Here is a 15,568-nt window from a genome sequence, read left to right as displayed (position 1 = left end):
TCTAAATCCGGGCGCATCAGGAAGCAACAACGAAACCCTACTCCGTTGACGGACATGATGAACCAGAACACGACCTTCACCGTGACCGACGCCGCCGCCGCCAAGGTGGCGCAGTTGATCGAGTCCGAGGGCAATCCGGCGCTCAAGCTGCGCGTCCAGGTGCTGGGCGGCGGCTGTTCGGGCTTCCAGTACGACTTCCGTTTCGACCAGGACGTGGCCGAGGACGATCTGGTGATCGAAAAGGACGGCGTTACCGTGCTGGTCGATTCCGTTTCGATCGAATACCTCAAGGGCTCGGAATTCGACTATGTGGAGGAGATGATCGGCTCCTCCTTCCAGGTGCGCAATCCGAACGCCACCGCGAGCTGCGGCTGCGGCACGTCCTTTTCGGTGATGTGACCCTCAGCTCGTGGCGCTCAATCGCATCGCAGGCTGGTTCAACCGGCTGACCGAGGAAGACCGGCCCGGCGACGGCCCCGACGAGACCCGGCTCGGCGCCGCCACCCTGCTGGTCGAGGCTGCGCATCTGGACGGCGATTTCTCGCCCGATGAGCGGCGGGCGATCGAGGCCGCGCTGGGCCGCTATTTCGACCTTTCCGACGAGGAGGTCGGCGCGCTGATGGACGCCGCCGAGCAGGCGCATGGCGACGCGGTGGAGATTTCCCGCTTCACGCGCGCCATCAAGCAGCTTCCGCCGCCGCAGCGGATCGAGATTATGGAAATGCTGTGGGAAGTCGTGCTTGCGGACGGCGATCTGCATGCCTATGAAGCCAATCTGTTGCGCCGCGTCGGAGGCCTCATCTATGTTTCCGATCGCGAGAATGGCGAGGCGCGGCAGAGGGTGCTGGCGCGGCTCGGCTAGTCATGCCAAGCGGCATCCGCCGCGTGAATTCGCTCAAGTTGGGGAGATACGGCTGATGCCCTACGTCGTCACGGAAAACTGCATCATGTGCAAGTTTCAGGACTGTGTCGAAGTGTGCCCGGTGGATTGTTTCTACGAGGGCGAGAACATGCTGGTGATCCATCCGGACGAGTGCATCGACTGCGGCGTGTGCGAGCCCGAATGCCCGATCGAGGCGATCATTCCCGACACCGACCCGGAATCCGACAAGTGGCTGGAGCTCAACCGGGATTTCTCCGAGAAGTGGCCCAACATCACCCGCAAGGGCGAGTCTCCGCCCGACGCGGACGAGTGGCGGGACGTCGAGAACAAGTTCGAGAAGCACTTCAGCGAGGCCCCGGGCAAGGGGAACTGACCGCCCCGCATCCCGCGCCGCGCCGCCGCCGTCCTGCCCGCATCGGAAGATTCGGGTAGGAAAACCGTCATCTTTGTGCTATATATATCGCTGTCTGGTTGACGAGGGCCTGTTGCTGGTCCGGCTGTCCCCGACATGATTGACGGGTGGCGGTACGCGGCCCGTCTTTTCATGTCAAACGCCGACCTCTTTTGACGGTCATCCCGGAATCCGGACATTGCCAGGCGGCGATGAGGAGGGCAGCGCTCCCGTTCGGGCGCGTGCAGGCGTTGTCGTCTGCATTGATGAACGAGCGCCCGCCATTCCAGGCGGACCGATACGAAGGACGGTGAAGATCACGATGAGCGATAAGAAGGCGAATTCCGCTGTGAAGAAGAAGAAGGCCCGCAGCGAGTACGCGGCCAACGACTATGTCGTCTATCCCTCCCATGGCGTGGGCAAGATAACGGCCATCGAGGAGCAGGAGATCTCCGGCTTCTCGCTGAAGCTGTTCGTCATCGACTTCCCGCACGAAAAAATGACGCTGCGCGTCCCGATCACCAAGGCCGAGGCCACGGGCATGCGTCCGCTGGCGTCCAACAAGATCATGAAGCAGGCGCTCGACACCCTGAAGGGCCGCGCCCGGGTGAAGCGCACCATGTGGTCGCGCCGCGCTCAGGAATACGAGGCCAAGATCAACTCGGGCGACCCGGTTTCCATCGCCGAAGTGGTGCGCGATCTCCACCGCAACGAGGATCAGCCCGATCAGTCCTATTCCGAACGCCAGATCTACGAGGCGGCGAAGGAGCGGCTGATCCGGGAACTGGCGGCGGTCGAGAAGATCGGCCACGAAGATGCGCAGAACAGGCTGAACAAGCTGCTGGCGGCCTGACGCACCGGATGCAGCTACGGTTCGGAAAGGGGCTGGCCGCCGCGCCGGCCCTTTTCGTGTGCGGCGCCGGCCGCCGTCAGGCCGCGGCGACGACGACGCGGTTGCGGCCGCCGGCCTTCGCCTTGTAGAGGCATTCGTCCGCGCGTTTGAGCACGCTGGTCCGGTCGTCGCCCTCGCAGACCGTGGTGACGCCGATCGAACAGGTGATCTCGACCTTGCCCACCGCCTCGCCGGTCTCGAACGGCACGGCCTCGACATTGCCGCGCAGGCGCTCGGCCACTTTCTCCGCCAGGGGCGCGTCGGCGTCAGGCAGCATGACCACGAATTCCTCGCCGCCATAGCGCGCCGCCAGGTCGAAGCCGCGGATATCGCGTTCCAGCCGCCGGGCGAACTCCTCCAGAATGCGGTCGCCGGCCGGATGACCGTGGGTGTCGTTGATGTGCTTGAAGTGGTCGATGTCCAGCATGATCAGCGAGAACGGCTTGGCTGCGGCACGCTGCCGCTCCAGGGCCGTGTCGAGGTGCTGGTCGAAATAGCGCCGGTTGTGCAGCCCCGTCAGCGGATCGGTCATCGCCAGGGCGATGGAATCCTCGACGTTCTGGCGCAGCATGTCCTGATAACGCTTGCGGCGGATCTGGGTCTTGGCGCGGGCCAGCAGTTCGTTGGCGTCGATGGGGCGCAGGATGTAGTCGTTGACGCCCAGTTCCAGCGCCTTGGCGACACGCTGCACGTCGCTCTCCTCGCCCACCAGCAGGATCGGAGTCTGGCGCGAATTCGGCTGATTGCGAATGCCGGCGGTCAGCCTGAGCGGATCGGCGCCGCGATGGTCCAGCGACAGGATGATCAGCTCGGGCGGATTGGAGTTCGCGAGCGCCATCGCCTTTTCCGGGTCGGCTTCGTAGGTCATGTGGAAGCGCTCGCCCATGTGGCGGCCGATCAGGCGGGCGTCGGAAGCGTTGTCGTCGATGACCAGGACCTGCGCGCCGTCGACCTCCATCTCCGCCTCGGTCTGACGCTGGCCGAAGCGTTCGCCGGTCTGACGGCGCAGCTTCAGTTCGTCCATGGTCATCTTCAGCCGGACCAGCGAGCGCACGCGCGAGAACAGCGCCAGGTCGTTGACGGGTTTGGTCAGGAAATCGTCTGCCCCGGCCTCCAGGCCCTGCACCCGGTCGGAGACGTCGGAGAGCGCAGTGACCATCACCACCGGAATGTGGGAAACGTCGGGATTCGCCTTGAGCCGGCGGCAGACCTCGAAGCCGTCCATCTCCGGCATCATGACATCGAGAAGGATGATGTCCGGATTGTCACGCTCGACCGATTCCAGCGCTTCCGGACCGTTCATCGCGGTCAGGACGTTGTAGTACTCGCTCGAAAGCTTCGCCTCGAGAATGCGGATATTTGGCGCGACGTCGTCGACGACCAGTACGCGGGCGGACATCCGCCTTCCCTCCTATCCGAGGAACTGCTTGACGGTGTCGATGAAGGTACCAACCGAAATCGGCTTCGAGATATAGGCTTCGCACCCGCCTTCGCGGATCTTCTCCTCGTCGCCCTTCATCGCAAAGGCGGTCACGGCAATGACCGGGATGCTCTGCAGGTCATCATCCTCCTTGATCCACTTGGTCACCTCCAGCCCCGAAACCTCGGGAAGCTGGATGTCCATGAGAATCAGGTCGGGATGATGCTCCCGAGCCAGCTTCAACGCCTCCATGCCGTCCTTGGTCCGAACCGTCGCATACCCGTGGGCATCGAGCAGATCGTGGAACAGTTTCATGTTGAGATCGTTGTCTTCGACGATGAGGACGGTCTTGGTCATCTCTACCCCTGGTGGCCTTCTGCCACTATGCTGATCACACTAGCGCTGGCGCACGCCGATGGGAACCGTCGACGGACCGGCCATCGGACGTGTATCTGGTGATATCCGTCGTCGGGCGGGATGATGTGGCTCAGGCTGTAAAGCAACCGTTAATAACCGGCGGAGCGGCGGTGAAACAGGATCAGGCGAGTGTCGTGGCGCTTGAAGCGCTGGCTTACATCGCGGCGGAAGAGGCTGCGCTGCTCCGTTTCATCCAGTTCGCCGGCGTCAGCCCCGACCAGCTTCGCCGCGCCGCCGGCGAACCGGAGACGCAGGCCGGCGTGCTGGACTTCGTATTGTCCGACGAATCGCTGCTGCTGGCGTTCTGCGAAGCGTGTGGCCATTCGCCCGAAACGCCGGCGAAGGCGCGGCAGGCGCTGCCAGGCGCGGCGACGGAAGACTACTGAGCGGAATTCGGGGAGACGGCTCATGGCGTTGCAGCGGGACGCGGATCGCCTGCTAGCGGAAGGGGTGGCGGACGGTGTCGTGCCCGGCGTGGTGGCGATGGCGACCGACGCCCGGAGTAATTTCTACACCGGCGAGTTCGGCGAACGGGCGCTGGGCTCCGGCGATCCCATGACCGCCGACACGGTGATGTGGATCGCTTCCATGACCAAGCCCATGGCGGCAGCCGCGGCGATGCAACTGGTCGAACGCGGCGAACTGGACCTCGACGCGCCGGCCCGCACCCTCGCGCCCTGGCTTGGCGAGGCGCAGGTGCTGGAGGGCTTTGGCCCGGACGGCGCCCCGCGCCTGCGGCCGCCCGCGCGGGAGATCACGCTGCGCCACCTGCTCACCCACAGTTCCGGCTTCGGCTACACCTTCTGGAACGCCGGCCTTAAGCGCTTCAACCAGATGCGCGAACGCGACGGATCGGACAGGCTCGATTCGCTGCGCATGCCGCTGGTCTTCGATCCCGGGACGGACTGGCAGTACGGCATCGGAATCGACTGGGCCGGCGTCATGGTCGAGGAAGCGAGCGGCATGAGCCTCGGCGCCTTCATGGCGGCCAACCTCTTCGAGCCGCTCGGGATGGCGGACACGGCTTTCCATGTTCCGAACGGCCGTCGCGGCCGGCTGGCGCGCATGCACGGGAAGACCGCAGACAGCATCGGCTTCGTCGATCGCAACCCGCCCGAAACCGCGCCCGAACTGGAGGGTGGCGGCGGCGGCATCTATTCGACGATGAACGACTATGTCCGCTTTATCCGGATGATCCTGAACCAGGGCCGCGCGGGCGGCGAACAGGTCCTGAAGCCGGAGACGGTGCGTCGGATGTCGGTCAACCAGATGGGCGACCTTCGCGTGCACCCACTGAAGAGCCAGGCGCCTGAACTGACCTGCGATGTCGACATCTTTCCCGGTATCGAGAAGAGCTGGGGCCTGAGTTTCATGATCAACGAGGAACCCGCGCCCACGGGCCGCTCGGCAGGCAGCCTCGCCTGGGCGGGCCTCGCCAACAGCCATTTCTGGATCGACCCGGCGCGCGGCGTCGGCGGTATCTTCGCCACCCAGATGTTCCCGTTCGTCGAGGCCGGCGTGACCCGCCTCTACCAGGACTACGAGAAGTGCGTGTATGACAGCCTCGACTGACCGCAGACAGAGAGGGCACCGCCCGTGATCGCCGACCAGGTACAGGAACAGATCGCACGGCTGGAGATCCGCCCGGGCCGGCCGCTGATCGTCACCGACGCGGACGAGGTGCTGTTCGCCTTCATGGCCGGCCTCGAGACCTACCTGATCGGCGAGGGGCTGACCTTCGACTTCTCCTCCTTCGCGATCTCCGGCAATGTCCGGACGTCCGACGGCGAGGCGCTGGAGCGGGAGGCGGTACGGGCCCATCTGGGCACGTTCTTCGAACGCCACACCGAGGAACTCGATCCGGTCGATCACGCCGCCGAGACGCTGGCGGAACTGTCGGAGCGGGCGCAGATCGTCGTGCTTTCCAACCTGCCGCTGCCCCAGCGCGAGGCCCGCGAGCGGGCGCTGCGCCGTCACGGCATGGACTATCCGCTGATCGCCAACGAGGGGCTGAAGGGCCCGGCCGTGCGGCATCTGCACGAACTGGCGGCAGCCCCCGCGATCTTCATCGACGACATTCCGCACAATCACAGCTCCGTCCGCGAACACGCGCCGGAGGTGCAACGGCTGCATTTCGTCGCCGACCCGCGGCTGGCTCGGCTGATTCCCCGCGCCGAGGACAGCCACCACCGGGCGGATACCTGGCCCGAGGCGCGGCGCATCATCGAGCGCCACCTCTTCGAGGACTGAGCGCCATGCGCATCGGCATCGATCTCGGCGGCACCAAGATCGAGGCCCTGGCGATCGATGACCGGGGCCGCGAGATGTACCGTCAACGCGTGCCCGCCCCCCGCGACGACTACCACGCCACCATCGACGCCATCTTGGGCCTGGTGGCAGAGCTCGAGGAGCGAACCGGCCGGCGGGGACGCGTCGGCGTCGGCACGCCAGGCGCGGTCTCCCCCGTCACAGGACTGATGAAGAACTGCAACTCCACCTGGCTCAACGGCCAGCCCCTGGCGCGGGATCTGGAGGCCGCCCTGCGCCGCCCGGTCCGGCTGGCGAACGACGCCAACTGCTTCGCGCTTTCCGAAGCCATCGACGGCGCAGCCGCCGGCGCGCCGACGGTTTTCGGCGTCATTCTCGGCACCGGAGTCGGCGCCGGGCTGGTGATCGACCGCAAGACGCTGACCGGCCCAAACGCCATCGCCGGGGAGTGGGGCCACAATCCCCTGCCCTGGCCGCGTGACGACGAGCGCCCCGGCCCGGCCTGCTGGTGCGGAAAGCGTGGCTGCATCGAGACTTTCCTCTCCGGTCCGGCGGTGGAGCGTCTCCACCTGGACAAGACCGGGCGGCGCGTTCCGGCGCGCGAGATCGCGGACAGCGGAATCTGGGCGGACTATGTCGACCGCCTGGCGCGGGCCCTGGCTCATGTCATCAACATCATCGATCCCGACATGATCGTCCTGGGCGGCGGCATCTCCAACCGCGTGGAGCTCTATCAGCCCGTCGCCGACCGGCTGAACGATCACGTCTTCTCCGACTACGTCTCAACCGTCATCAGCCAGCCCGTCTTCGGTGACGCCAGCGGCGTGCGCGGCGCCGCATGGCTCTGGCCGACGTCGTGAACGCGCTCTGCCGCGACTGCTTCTCGACGGACATCGCCGGGGACCTGTGCGCGGCCTGCGGGTCGCCGCGCACGCTCGGCCACGCGGAACTGCACGACCTCTCGATCGCCCATATCGACTGCGACGCCTTCTACGCCGCGGTGGAGAAGCGCGACGATCCGAGCCTGCGCGACAGGCCGCTGATCATCGGCGGCGGCCGGCGCGGCGTCGTCTCGACCGCCTGTTACATGGCGCGGATCTACGGCGTCCGCTCCGCCATGCCCATGTTCAAGGCGCTGAAGGCCTGTCCGGATGCAGTAGTCCGGAAACCGGACATGAAGAAGTACGCCGCCGTCAGTCGCGAGATCCGGACCCTGATGCTGGACCTGACGCCGCTGGTCGAGCCGTTGTCGATCGACGAGGCCTTCCTCGACCTGACCGGCACGGCGCGCGTCCACCACGCCAGTCCGGCCGCCACCCTGGCGCGGCTGGCGCGGCGTATCGAAACGGATATCGGCGTCACCATCTCGGTCGGCCTCTCCTACAACAAGTTTCTCGCCAAGCTGGCCTCCGACCTCGACAAGCCGCGCGGCTTCGCGGTCATCGGCCGGGCGGAAGCGGTCGAGTTCCTGGCGCCGCGTCCGGTCTCCGACATCTATGGCGTCGGCAAGGCCTTCGCGGGCCGGCTGGCGGCCGACGGCATCCGCACCTTCGCCGACCTGCGCCGCCATGACGAGACCGAGCTGATGCGCCGCTACGGCGTCATCGGCAAGCGGCTCCGCGCCTTCGCCGACGGCCGCGACACGCGCGCCGTCAACCCGGACGGGGAACGCAAGAGCGTCTCGACGGAGACGACATTCAATGACGATATCGCCGGGTTTGACGAACTGGCGCGAATCCTCTGGCGGCTGTCGGAGGACGTCTCGGCGACGCTGAAGGAGAAGCGGATCGCAGGGCGGACGGTGACGCTGAAGCTCCGCACCGCCGATTTCCGCGTCCACACGCGCAGCCACACGCTTGACCACCTGACCCAGCTCGCCGGGACCATCTACCATGCCGCCGAGCCGCTGCTGCGCCGCGAGGCGGACGGGCGGCGCAGGTTCCGGCTCATCGGCGTCGGCATGAGCGGTCTCGACGGGGAGCGAGACACCGATCCGCCCGACCTGCTCGACCAAAACCGGGCGAAACGCCGCCAGATCGAGGGCGCGCTGGACCGGATCCGCGCCCGTTACGGCAAGACGTCGATCGGCGAGGGCCGAGGCTTCGGGTCGAACTCGCGGAAGCAGCGCGATCAGGACCGCTGAGCGCGCTTCGCCTTCAGGATGTCGGCGATCCGGCGCCAGGTCACCGTGGCGATATCGGGATGCGCCAGCGCCGCCCCGATCCGCTTCTCCCCCATGAGATCGAAATGCTCCTTGTAGGTGCCCGGCTCCTGCAGCGCGCGCGGATGGCAGCCGAGCGAAAGCGCCACAGGCATGAGTTCCCGGTAGCCCGCCGGGCCGGCGCGGTCGGAGAGCAGATGCGCCGTCAGCCGCCCGTCCGGCAGCCGCCGCGGTCGATCCATCACGACCATGGAATGAAGCTTGTGCCGCGTGACTTCGCTTCCTCCCCCTTGCCGGAGAATGACCGGGGGAGGGGGAAAATCCACTCGCGCGACGTCACCGGCATACCGGTCAGTTCAGAAACTCCGGCTCTTCCCGCTCCAGGATGCGCCGGAGCGCCGAGAAGTGCCGCTCGGCCAGCTTGGGCCGCTCCTCCGCCATCTGGCGCGAGGTCAGGGCAACGACCTCGTCCGAGAGCGTGCGAAGCTTCCCGCCCGTGGACCGCGCCAGCACCTGGAAGGTCGCCGCGCGCTCCAGGTAGTACAGATCGTTGAAGCATTCGCGGACGTTCGGACCCGTCACGGTGACGCCGTGGCTCGCCATCATCAGCACCGAGCGGTTGCCCAGTTTCGAGGCGATGCGGTCGCCCTCGGCGTTGTCCAGCGACAGGCCGTTGTAGTCCTCGTCGTAGGCGATGCGGTCGTGGAAATTGAGCGCGTTCTGCTCGCACATCTTGAGTTCGCCGTCCCGAAGCAGGGTAAGCGCCGTGGTGTGCGGCATGTGCGTGTGCATGACGCAGACAGCGTGCGGCGCGGCGACATGGATGCCGCGGTGAATGGTGAAGGCGGTATCCTCCACCTCGTTGTCGCCCTCGATCACATTGCCGTCCGCGTCCACCATGACCAGCGACGACGCGGTGATCTCCGACCAGTGCCAGCCATAGGGGTTGATCAGGAAGCGGTTGCCGCGCATCGCGCCGTCGGCGTCGGGCACGGCCAGCGAGAAGTGGTTGCAGACGCCCTCGTGCAGGCCGAGGCGCGCAGCCCAGCGGAGCGCGCAGGCGAGATCGATCCGCATTTCCTTCAGGTCGGGGGTCATGGACGGGGTCTCCCTTGCCGCGTATTCTTTTCCCTTTCCTACCCCTTTGTCGCGATCGGCGCCAGATTGTCGAGGAACTGCCGTGCGCAGGCCGCCCACGAGAACCGCATGGCGTGGGTCCGGCAACGGGCGGCGTCGACTTCCAGCGCCGCCAGCGCGGCCTGGCCCAGATCCTCGTCCAGTACACCCGGCCCGTCGGCCCCGATCACGTCCAGCGGCCCGGGCACCGGATAGGCCGCGACGGCCACGCCGGAGGCCAGCGCCTCCAGCAGCACGAGACCGAAGGTGTCGGTGCGGCTGGGGAAGACGAAGACGCTGGCGCTGCGGTACCAGGCGGCCAGTTCCTCTCCGAACTTCGCCCCCGGGAAGATCGCGTCGGGGTGATTCCGCTTCAGTTCGGCGAGCTGAGGGCCGTCGCCGACGACCGCCTTCTTGCCCGGCAGGTCGAGGGCCAGGAAGGCCTCGATGTTCTTCTCCACCGCCACCCGTCCGACATAGAGGAAAAGCGGCTCGCCGCCCTCCCATGCCCTCGGCCCGTCGGGGCGGAACAGCGCCGTATCGACGCCCCGGCTCCAGTCGACGATGTTGGCGAAGCCCTGCGCCTCCAGTTCGCGGCGGATCGAGCGCGTCGCCACCAGAACGCCGGACGAGCGGCGGTGGAACCAGCGTATCGCCCGGTATCCCCAATTGAGCGGCACGGGCAGCCGCGCGGCGAGGTATTCGGGAAATTTCGTGTGATAGCTGGTGGTGAACGGCCAGCCGCGCCGGACACAGAACCGCCGTGCCGCCAGACCCAGCGGCCCTTCGGTGGCGATATGGACCGCCTGGGGCCGGAATTCGGCGAGCCGCCGCCGCAGCCCGGCGCCGGGCGCGACGGCGATGCGGATTTCGGGATAGGTCGGCAAGGGCATGGTGCGGAAGTCGCGCGGGGCGATGACGAGAAACTCGTGCCCCAACGGCTCGCACTCCTCGATCACGCGGCTCCAGGTCCGCACGACGCCGTTGACCTGCGGATGCCAGGCGTCGGTGACGAGCGCAATTCTCACGCGGCCCGAATTCTGGAGCGTTCGCCGGCGGCCCGCTTCTCGGCGAAGGCTTCGGCTAGGGCGTCCGACCAGCGGATGATCTCCAGGCGACCGTCCTGGCGCTCGATCACCGCAGTGCAGCTCTCAACCCAGTCGCCGTCGTTGACGTAGGTGATGCCCTCGATCTCCCGGATCTCGGCATGGTGGATGTGGCCGCAGATGACGCCATCGACGGCGCGGCGGCGCGCCTCGTCGGCCACGGTGGTCTCGTAGTTGTCGATGAACTGCACCGCGTTCTTGACCTTGAACTTCAGATAGGCCGACAGCGACCAGTACTGCAGCCCCAGCCGCTGCCGCACCCGGGCCAGCACCGTGTTGACCCGGATCAGCATGTTGTAGGACCAGTCGCCCAGCACCGCGAGCCACTTCGCATAGCGCACGACGCCGTCGAAGGCGTCGCCATGGGTGACCAGATAGCGCTTGCCGTCGGCGGCGGTGTGGATGTCGTCCGTCTTCACCTCGACGCCGCCGAAATGCGTGCCGCAATAGTCGCGGAAGGCCTCGTCGTGATTGCCTGGAATGTAGATCACCCGAACGCCCTTGCGGGCCTGGCGGAGCAGTTTCTGGACCACGTCGTTGTGGCTCTGCGGCCAGAACCAGCCGCGTTTCAGCGCCCAGCAGTCGACGATGTCGCCCACCAGGTAGATCGTGTCCGCCTCGAAGGCCTTGATGAAGGAGAGCAGGCGTTCCGCCTGGCATCCGCGCGTGCCCAGATGGACATCAGAGATGAAGATCGTTCGGCAGCGCACCGTATCCGAGGAAAACATCGATCTATAGGCCCCCGATCCTGTGGTGACGCCGCTATAGACCCGTCATGTTGCCGATTCGTGACGCGCGAACCCCATATCTGGCGTCCAGGTCACGCCCTGGCCGGTTTGACCGTCCCGTCCCGCGCATCGACGTCGAGCGCCCCCAGCACCGTGGCCACGATATGCTGCGCGTTGAGACCGGCGACATCGTACATCTTCTCCGGCTTGTCCTGATCGATGAAGATGTCGGGCAGGCACATGGGCCGCACCTTCAGCCCGTCGGTCAGGTCGTTCTGCGCCAGGAAATGCAGCACATGGCTGGCGAAGCCGCCGACCGCGCCTTCCTCGATGGTGACCAGCAGCGGATGCTCCCGTGCGAGCCGGGTAATCAGGTCGGTATCCAGCGGCTTGGCGAAGCGGGCATCGGCCACGGTGGCGCTCAGCCCGCGCGCGGCCAGGTCCTCGGCCGCCTTCATGCATTCCTGCAGCCGCCCGCCGAAGGATAGGATGGCGACGGCATTGCCCTCGCGCACGATCCGGCCCTTGCCGATCTCCAGGGGCGTGCCTTCCTCCGGCATTTCCAGGCCCACGCCCTCGCCGCGCGGATAGCGGAAGGCCGAGGGCCGGTCGTCGATCGCCGCCGCGGTGGCGACCATGTGAACCAGTTCCGCCTCGTCGGCGCTCGCCATGACCACGAAACCCGGCAGCGTCGCCAGATAGGTGACGTCGAATGCGCCCGCATGGGTGGGGCCGTCGGCGCCGACCAGGCCGGCCCGGTCGATGGCGAACCGCACAGGCAGCCGCTGGATGGCGACGTCGTGGACAACCTGATCGTAGCCGCGCTGCAGGAAGGTCGAATAGATCGCCGCAAAGGGCTTCAGGCCGCCGGCCGCCATGCCGGCGCAGAAGGTCACCCCGTGCTGCTCGGCAATGCCGACGTCGAAGGTGCGGTCGGGAAAGGCCTTGCCGAAGACGTCGAGGCCGGTGCCCGAGGGCATGGCCGCGGTGACGGCGACAATCCTGTCATCCTTCGCCGCTTCCTTCACCAGCGCGTTGGCGAAGACCTTGGTGTAGGCCGGCGCATTCGGCTTGCCCTTCTGCTGCGCACCGGTGACCACGTCGAACTTGGCGACGCCGTGATATTTGTCCGCCGACTGCTCCGCTGGCGGATAGCCCTTGCCCTTCTCGGTGACGACATGCACCAGGATCGGGCCGCTGCCGGCATCGCGGACGTTCTCCAGCACCGGCAGCAGGTGGTCGATATTGTGCCCGTCCACCGGGCCGACATAGTAGAAACCCAGCTCCTCGAACATGGTGCCGCCGGTAAGCATGCCGCGGGCGAATTCCTCGGCGCGCTGGGCCATCTTGGAGAGCTGCCGCGGGAAGCGTTCGGCCAGCTTCTTGCCGACCTCGCGGATCGACAGATAGGGCTTGCCGGAGATCAGCCGCGAGAGATAGGCGCTCATGCCGCCGACCGGCGGGGCGATCGACATCTCGTTGTCGTTCAGGATGACGATCATCCGGCTTTTCATGCTGCCGGCATTGTTCATCGCCTCGTAGGCCATGCCAGCCGACATGGCCCCGTCGCCGATCACCGCGACCACGCGGTTGGGCTGGCCCTGCATGCGGTGGGCGACGTCGAAGCCCAGCCCGGCCGAGATTGAGGTCGATGAATGGGCCGCGCCGAAGGGGTCGTAGACGCTTTCCGCGCGCTTGGTGAAGCCCGACAGGCCGCCGCCCTGGCGGAGCGTGCGGATTCGGTCGCGTCGCTCGGTCAGGATCTTGTGCGGATAGCACTGGTGGCCGACGTCGAAGATCAGCTTGTCGTCGGGCGTGTTGAAGACGTAGTGCAGCACCGTCGTCAGTTCGACGACGCCCAGCCCCGCGCCCAGGTGCCCGCCGGTCTGGGAGACCGCATCGATCGTCTCCGCCCGCAGTTCGTCCGCCAGCTGGCGGAGCTGCTCGGGCGCCAGTCCCCTGAGCTCCGCCGGGCTGCTGACGGTGTCGAGCAATGGTGTTTTCGAAGTTTCGGCCACTGCCGCTTACCCCTTTGCTACTGCCGTGCGGGCCGGGCGCTTGACGGTCACGACCGCCGGTCGATCACATACCGCGCCACTTCCCTCAATAGAAAGGCCCTTTCACCAAACAAATCAAGGCGCGCGACGGCGTGTGCAACCAGTTCCTCCGCCCTTTTTCGCGCACCTTCGGGGCCCATCAGCGTGATGAAGGTTTCCTTGCCGGCCTCGGCGTCCTTGCCGACGGCCTTGCCCATTTCCTCTGCCGAGCCGGCCGCGTCGAGCAGATCGTCGGCGATCTGGAAGGCCAGACCGAGGTCGAGGCCATAGGCCTTCAGCGCCTCCCGTTCCCGCGCCGTGGCGCGGCCGAGTATGGCGCCGGCCTCGCATGACCAGGCGATCAGCGCGCCGGTCTTCATGTTCTGCAGCCGGGTGATCTGGTCGAGATCGTAGGATGTCGTCTCCGCCTGCAGGTCGATCATCTGCCCGCCGACCATGCCCTCGGCGCCGGCCGCACGCGCCAGCCGCTGCGCCAGATCGAGGCGGATGTCGGCGCTGGGATCGGTGGCCGGGTCCAGCAGGGTGCGGAACGCCAGCGGCTGCAGCGCATCGCCGGCCAGCACCGCTGTCGCCTCGTCGAACTGGCGGTGATTGGTCGGCTTGCCGCGCCGCAGGTCGTCGTCGTCCATGCAGGGCAGATCGTCGTGAATCAGCGAATAGGTGTGGATCATCTCGATCGCGGCAGCGGCGCGGACCGAGGAATCGTGCGGCACGAAGAACAGATCGCCCGTCGCCATGACCAGGAACGGCCGGAGCCGCTTGCCCCCGGCGAACAGCGAATAGCGCATGGCTTCCCATACTCGCGCCTCCAGCGCGTCGGGAACCGTGGCGAGCCTGTCGAGTTCGGCTTCGACCGCCGCCGCGCTCGCCTGAAGCGCCTCTGCCAACGCCGCGTTCATGCCGTTCACTCGGTCTCGAAGGGTTCCGAGCCGGCGGGCTGGCCGTCGGTTCCGATCACGAGCTTTTCCACCCGCGCCTCGGCGGCCTTCAGCTTGGCCTCGCAATGCGCCTTCAGGTGTACGCCCCGCGCGTACATGTCGATCGAGTCCTCCAGGTCGACATCCCCTGATTCCAGCCGGCCGACGATCTTCTCCAGCTCCTGCAGGGCCGTCTCGAAGTTCATCTGCCGGATGTCGTCTGGGATCTCGGTCATTCAGCCCTTCTTTCGTTCCAGTTCGCGGACATGCGCCGCGGACGCCGTCTGCAACGCATCGAGGTCATAACCGCCTTCGAGCACCGATACCACCCTGCCCGCGCAGCATTCGTCGGCGACCGCCATCAACTCCGCCGTGATCCATGCATAGTCGTCGTCGGTCAGGTTCAGATTGGCCAGCGGATCGCGCTCGTGGGCGTCGAAGCCGGCGGAAACGATCAGCAGTTCAGGCTGAAAGGCCTTCAGCCGCGGCAGCACCTCGTCGGTCATGGCTGCGCGGAAATCCGCCGAACCGGCCGCGGGCGGCAGGCAGGCATTGACGATATTGCCGGAGACGCCGCGCTCCTCCCTGGCCCCGGTGCCGGGATAGAGGGGCCACTGGTGGGTTGAGCCGTAGAACAGCTCCGGATCGTCCTGAAACAGGTCCTGGGTGCCGTTGCCGTGATGGACGTCGAAGTCGATCACGGCGACGCGGCGGATGTCGTGCGCCTTGCGGGCGTGCTGCGCGCCGATGGCGACGTTGTTGAACAGACAGAAGCCCATCGGCGTGCGGCGCTCGGCGTGATGCCCCGGCGGCCGCACGGCGCAGAAGGCGTTCGCGGCCTCGCCGGCAAAGACCGCGTCGATGGCGGCAATCACCGCGCCGGCGGCGCGCCGGGCGGCCTCCGCCGAGCCCGGCGAGACCACGGTGTCGCCGTCGAGATGGCGGCGGCCCTGCCCCGGGACCGCGTCGAAGACGGCGGCGACGTGGTCGGCGGGATGGGCCAGCGCGATCTGATCGTCGCTCGCCAGCGGCGCCTCGCGGCGCACGAGGTCGGGAAAATCGGTCTCGTTCAGGGCATGGGTGACAGCGCGCAGCCGGTCCGGCCTTTCGGGATGGGACGGTCCGGTGTCGTGCATCAGACAGTCCATGTGGGTGACGAACAGCGTGGCCAATCCGATTCCTTCCTCCCGGCCGGGCGCGCGTCCCGGTCCG

The 15,568-nt window shown here is 66.8% G+C and carries 19 protein-coding genes; 9 read left to right on the top strand and 10 right to left on the bottom strand.

Features of this window, described 5'->3' with window-relative positions:
* Positions 1-57 precede the first annotated feature (57 nt).
* The 4 genes from erpA (at position 58) to CWC60_RS07395 (ending at position 2,127) form a co-directional block, all read left to right on the top strand.
* Positions 58-399, top strand: a complete 342-nt coding sequence (gene erpA / locus CWC60_RS07410; RefSeq protein WP_109793426.1) for an iron-sulfur cluster insertion protein ErpA — start codon at positions 58-60, stop codon at positions 397-399.
* Between the two features lie 10 nt (positions 400-409).
* On the top strand, positions 410-862 hold the full coding sequence (locus tag CWC60_RS07405; protein WP_109793340.1) for a tellurite resistance TerB family protein: 453 nt from the start codon (positions 410-412) through the stop codon (positions 860-862).
* A gap of 55 nt (positions 863-917) precedes the next feature.
* Entirely contained in the window at positions 918-1,256 is a 339-nt protein-coding gene (fdxA, locus tag CWC60_RS07400) for a ferredoxin FdxA (protein ID WP_109793339.1), read from the top strand.
* Between the two features lie 340 nt (positions 1,257-1,596).
* The gene (locus tag CWC60_RS07395) at positions 1,597-2,127 is read left to right on the top strand and encodes a CarD family transcriptional regulator (RefSeq protein ID WP_109793425.1); all 531 of its coding nucleotides are present in this window, start codon (positions 1,597-1,599) and stop codon (positions 2,125-2,127) included.
* 76 nt (positions 2,128-2,203) lie between these two features.
* On the opposite strand, the gene CWC60_RS07390 is transcribed toward CWC60_RS07395, so the two are convergent.
* Positions 2,204-3,565: a PleD family two-component system response regulator gene (locus CWC60_RS07390; protein ID WP_109793338.1), complete on the bottom strand. Its 1,362-nt coding sequence runs from the start codon at positions 3,563-3,565 to the stop codon at positions 2,204-2,206.
* Between the two features lie 12 nt (positions 3,566-3,577).
* Entirely contained in the window at positions 3,578-3,943 is a 366-nt protein-coding gene (locus CWC60_RS07385) for a response regulator (protein ID WP_109793337.1), read from the bottom strand.
* A gap of 170 nt (positions 3,944-4,113) precedes the next feature.
* Between CWC60_RS07385 and CWC60_RS23530 the strand changes: the two genes are divergently transcribed.
* From CWC60_RS23530 to CWC60_RS07360, 5 genes are read left to right on the top strand one after another with little or no spacing between them, the layout of a single operon-like run.
* The gene (locus CWC60_RS23530; RefSeq protein WP_164516422.1) at positions 4,114-4,389 is read left to right on the top strand and encodes a DUF3572 domain-containing protein; all 276 of its coding nucleotides are present in this window, start codon (positions 4,114-4,116) and stop codon (positions 4,387-4,389) included.
* A 22-nt stretch (positions 4,390-4,411) separates the two neighbouring features.
* Entirely contained in the window at positions 4,412-5,575 is a 1,164-nt protein-coding gene (locus CWC60_RS07375; RefSeq protein ID WP_109793335.1) for a serine hydrolase domain-containing protein, read from the top strand.
* Positions 5,576-5,599: 24 nt separating this feature from the next.
* Positions 5,600-6,253, top strand: a complete 654-nt coding sequence (locus CWC60_RS07370; protein ID WP_109793334.1) for a hypothetical protein — start codon at positions 5,600-5,602, stop codon at positions 6,251-6,253.
* A 5-nt stretch (positions 6,254-6,258) separates the two neighbouring features.
* Positions 6,259-7,131 (top strand): ROK family protein, encoded by an 873-nt coding sequence (locus CWC60_RS07365; RefSeq protein WP_109793333.1) that lies wholly within the window; start codon positions 6,259-6,261, stop codon positions 7,129-7,131.
* Positions 7,110-8,414: a DNA polymerase IV gene (locus CWC60_RS07360; RefSeq protein WP_109793332.1), complete on the top strand. Its 1,305-nt coding sequence runs from the start codon at positions 7,110-7,112 to the stop codon at positions 8,412-8,414. Before CWC60_RS07365 ends, CWC60_RS07360 begins: the two co-directional genes overlap by 22 nt.
* On the opposite strand, the gene CWC60_RS07355 is transcribed toward CWC60_RS07360, so the two are convergent.
* The 8 genes from CWC60_RS07355 to CWC60_RS07320 all read right to left on the bottom strand — a co-directional run bounded on the left by CWC60_RS07355 (position 8,402) and on the right by CWC60_RS07320 (position 15,528).
* A complete protein-coding gene (locus CWC60_RS07355) occupies positions 8,402-8,683 on the bottom strand; it encodes a DUF4031 domain-containing protein (protein WP_109793331.1) in 282 nt (93 codons plus the stop codon). The two genes, CWC60_RS07360 and CWC60_RS07355, sit on opposite strands and share 13 nt — an antisense overlap.
* Before the next feature lie 100 nt (positions 8,684-8,783).
* Positions 8,784-9,629, bottom strand: coding sequence for an aldolase (locus tag CWC60_RS07350; protein ID WP_277422319.1), 846 nt, complete (start codon positions 9,627-9,629; stop codon positions 8,784-8,786).
* Complete coding sequence (locus tag CWC60_RS07345; RefSeq protein WP_109793329.1) at positions 9,569-10,576, bottom strand: glycosyltransferase family 4 protein; 1,008 nt, start codon at positions 10,574-10,576, stop codon at positions 9,569-9,571. Before CWC60_RS07345 ends, CWC60_RS07350 begins: the two co-directional genes overlap by 61 nt.
* The gene (locus tag CWC60_RS07340) at positions 10,573-11,382 is read right to left on the bottom strand and encodes a UDP-2,3-diacylglucosamine diphosphatase (protein ID WP_109793328.1); all 810 of its coding nucleotides are present in this window, start codon (positions 11,380-11,382) and stop codon (positions 10,573-10,575) included. The genes CWC60_RS07345 and CWC60_RS07340 overlap by 4 nt, the downstream gene beginning before the upstream one ends.
* A 92-nt stretch (positions 11,383-11,474) precedes the next feature.
* Positions 11,475-13,400, bottom strand: coding sequence for a 1-deoxy-D-xylulose-5-phosphate synthase (gene dxs / locus CWC60_RS07335; RefSeq protein ID WP_109793327.1), 1,926 nt, complete (start codon positions 13,398-13,400; stop codon positions 11,475-11,477).
* A 47-nt stretch (positions 13,401-13,447) separates the two neighbouring features.
* Entirely contained in the window at positions 13,448-14,338 is an 891-nt protein-coding gene (locus CWC60_RS07330; RefSeq protein WP_109793424.1) for a polyprenyl synthetase family protein, read from the bottom strand.
* Positions 14,339-14,343: 5 nt separating this feature from the next.
* Positions 14,344-14,592 carry an exodeoxyribonuclease VII small subunit gene (locus CWC60_RS07325; protein ID WP_109793326.1) on the bottom strand — a complete coding sequence of 83 codons (249 nt, stop codon included), beginning with the start codon at positions 14,590-14,592 and terminating at the stop codon, positions 14,344-14,346.
* The gene (locus CWC60_RS07320; protein ID WP_109793325.1) at positions 14,593-15,528 is read right to left on the bottom strand and encodes a histone deacetylase family protein; all 936 of its coding nucleotides are present in this window, start codon (positions 15,526-15,528) and stop codon (positions 14,593-14,595) included.
* Positions 15,529-15,568 lie beyond the last annotated feature (40 nt).

The sequence above is a fragment of the Minwuia thermotolerans genome (assembly GCF_002924445.1).
GTDB classification, from domain to species: Bacteria; Pseudomonadota; Alphaproteobacteria; order Minwuiales; family Minwuiaceae; genus Minwuia; species Minwuia thermotolerans.
This window is presented reverse-complemented; position numbering and strand designations above follow the sequence as displayed.

Bases quoted from the DNA above. Each gene is read 5' to 3' on its own strand.
- erpA (WP_109793426.1), top strand. From the start codon at position 58: ATGAACCAGAACACGACCTTCACCGTGACCGACGCCGCCGCCGCCAAG.
- fdxA (WP_109793339.1), top strand. From the start codon at position 918: ATGCCCTACGTCGTCACGGAAAACTGCATCATGTGCAAGTTTCAGGAC.
- CWC60_RS07395 (WP_109793425.1), top strand. From the start codon at position 1,597: ATGAGCGATAAGAAGGCGAATTCCGCTGTGAAGAAGAAGAAGGCCCGC.
- CWC60_RS07390 (WP_109793338.1), bottom strand. From the start codon at position 3,565: ATGTCCGCCCGCGTACTGGTCGTCGACGACGTCGCGCCAAATATCCGC.
- CWC60_RS07385 (WP_109793337.1), bottom strand. From the start codon at position 3,943: ATGACCAAGACCGTCCTCATCGTCGAAGACAACGATCTCAACATGAAA.
- CWC60_RS07375 (WP_109793335.1), top strand. From the start codon at position 4,412: ATGGCGTTGCAGCGGGACGCGGATCGCCTGCTAGCGGAAGGGGTGGCG.
- CWC60_RS07365 (WP_109793333.1), top strand. From the start codon at position 6,259: ATGCGCATCGGCATCGATCTCGGCGGCACCAAGATCGAGGCCCTGGCG.
- CWC60_RS07360 (WP_109793332.1), top strand. From the start codon at position 7,110: ATGGCTCTGGCCGACGTCGTGAACGCGCTCTGCCGCGACTGCTTCTCG.
- CWC60_RS07355 (WP_109793331.1), bottom strand. From the start codon at position 8,683: ATGGTCGTGATGGATCGACCGCGGCGGCTGCCGGACGGGCGGCTGACG.
- CWC60_RS07340 (WP_109793328.1), bottom strand. From the start codon at position 11,382: ATGTTTTCCTCGGATACGGTGCGCTGCCGAACGATCTTCATCTCTGAT.
- CWC60_RS07330 (WP_109793424.1), bottom strand. From the start codon at position 14,338: ATGAACGCGGCGTTGGCAGAGGCGCTTCAGGCGAGCGCGGCGGCGGTC.
- CWC60_RS07325 (WP_109793326.1), bottom strand. From the start codon at position 14,592: ATGACCGAGATCCCAGACGACATCCGGCAGATGAACTTCGAGACGGCC.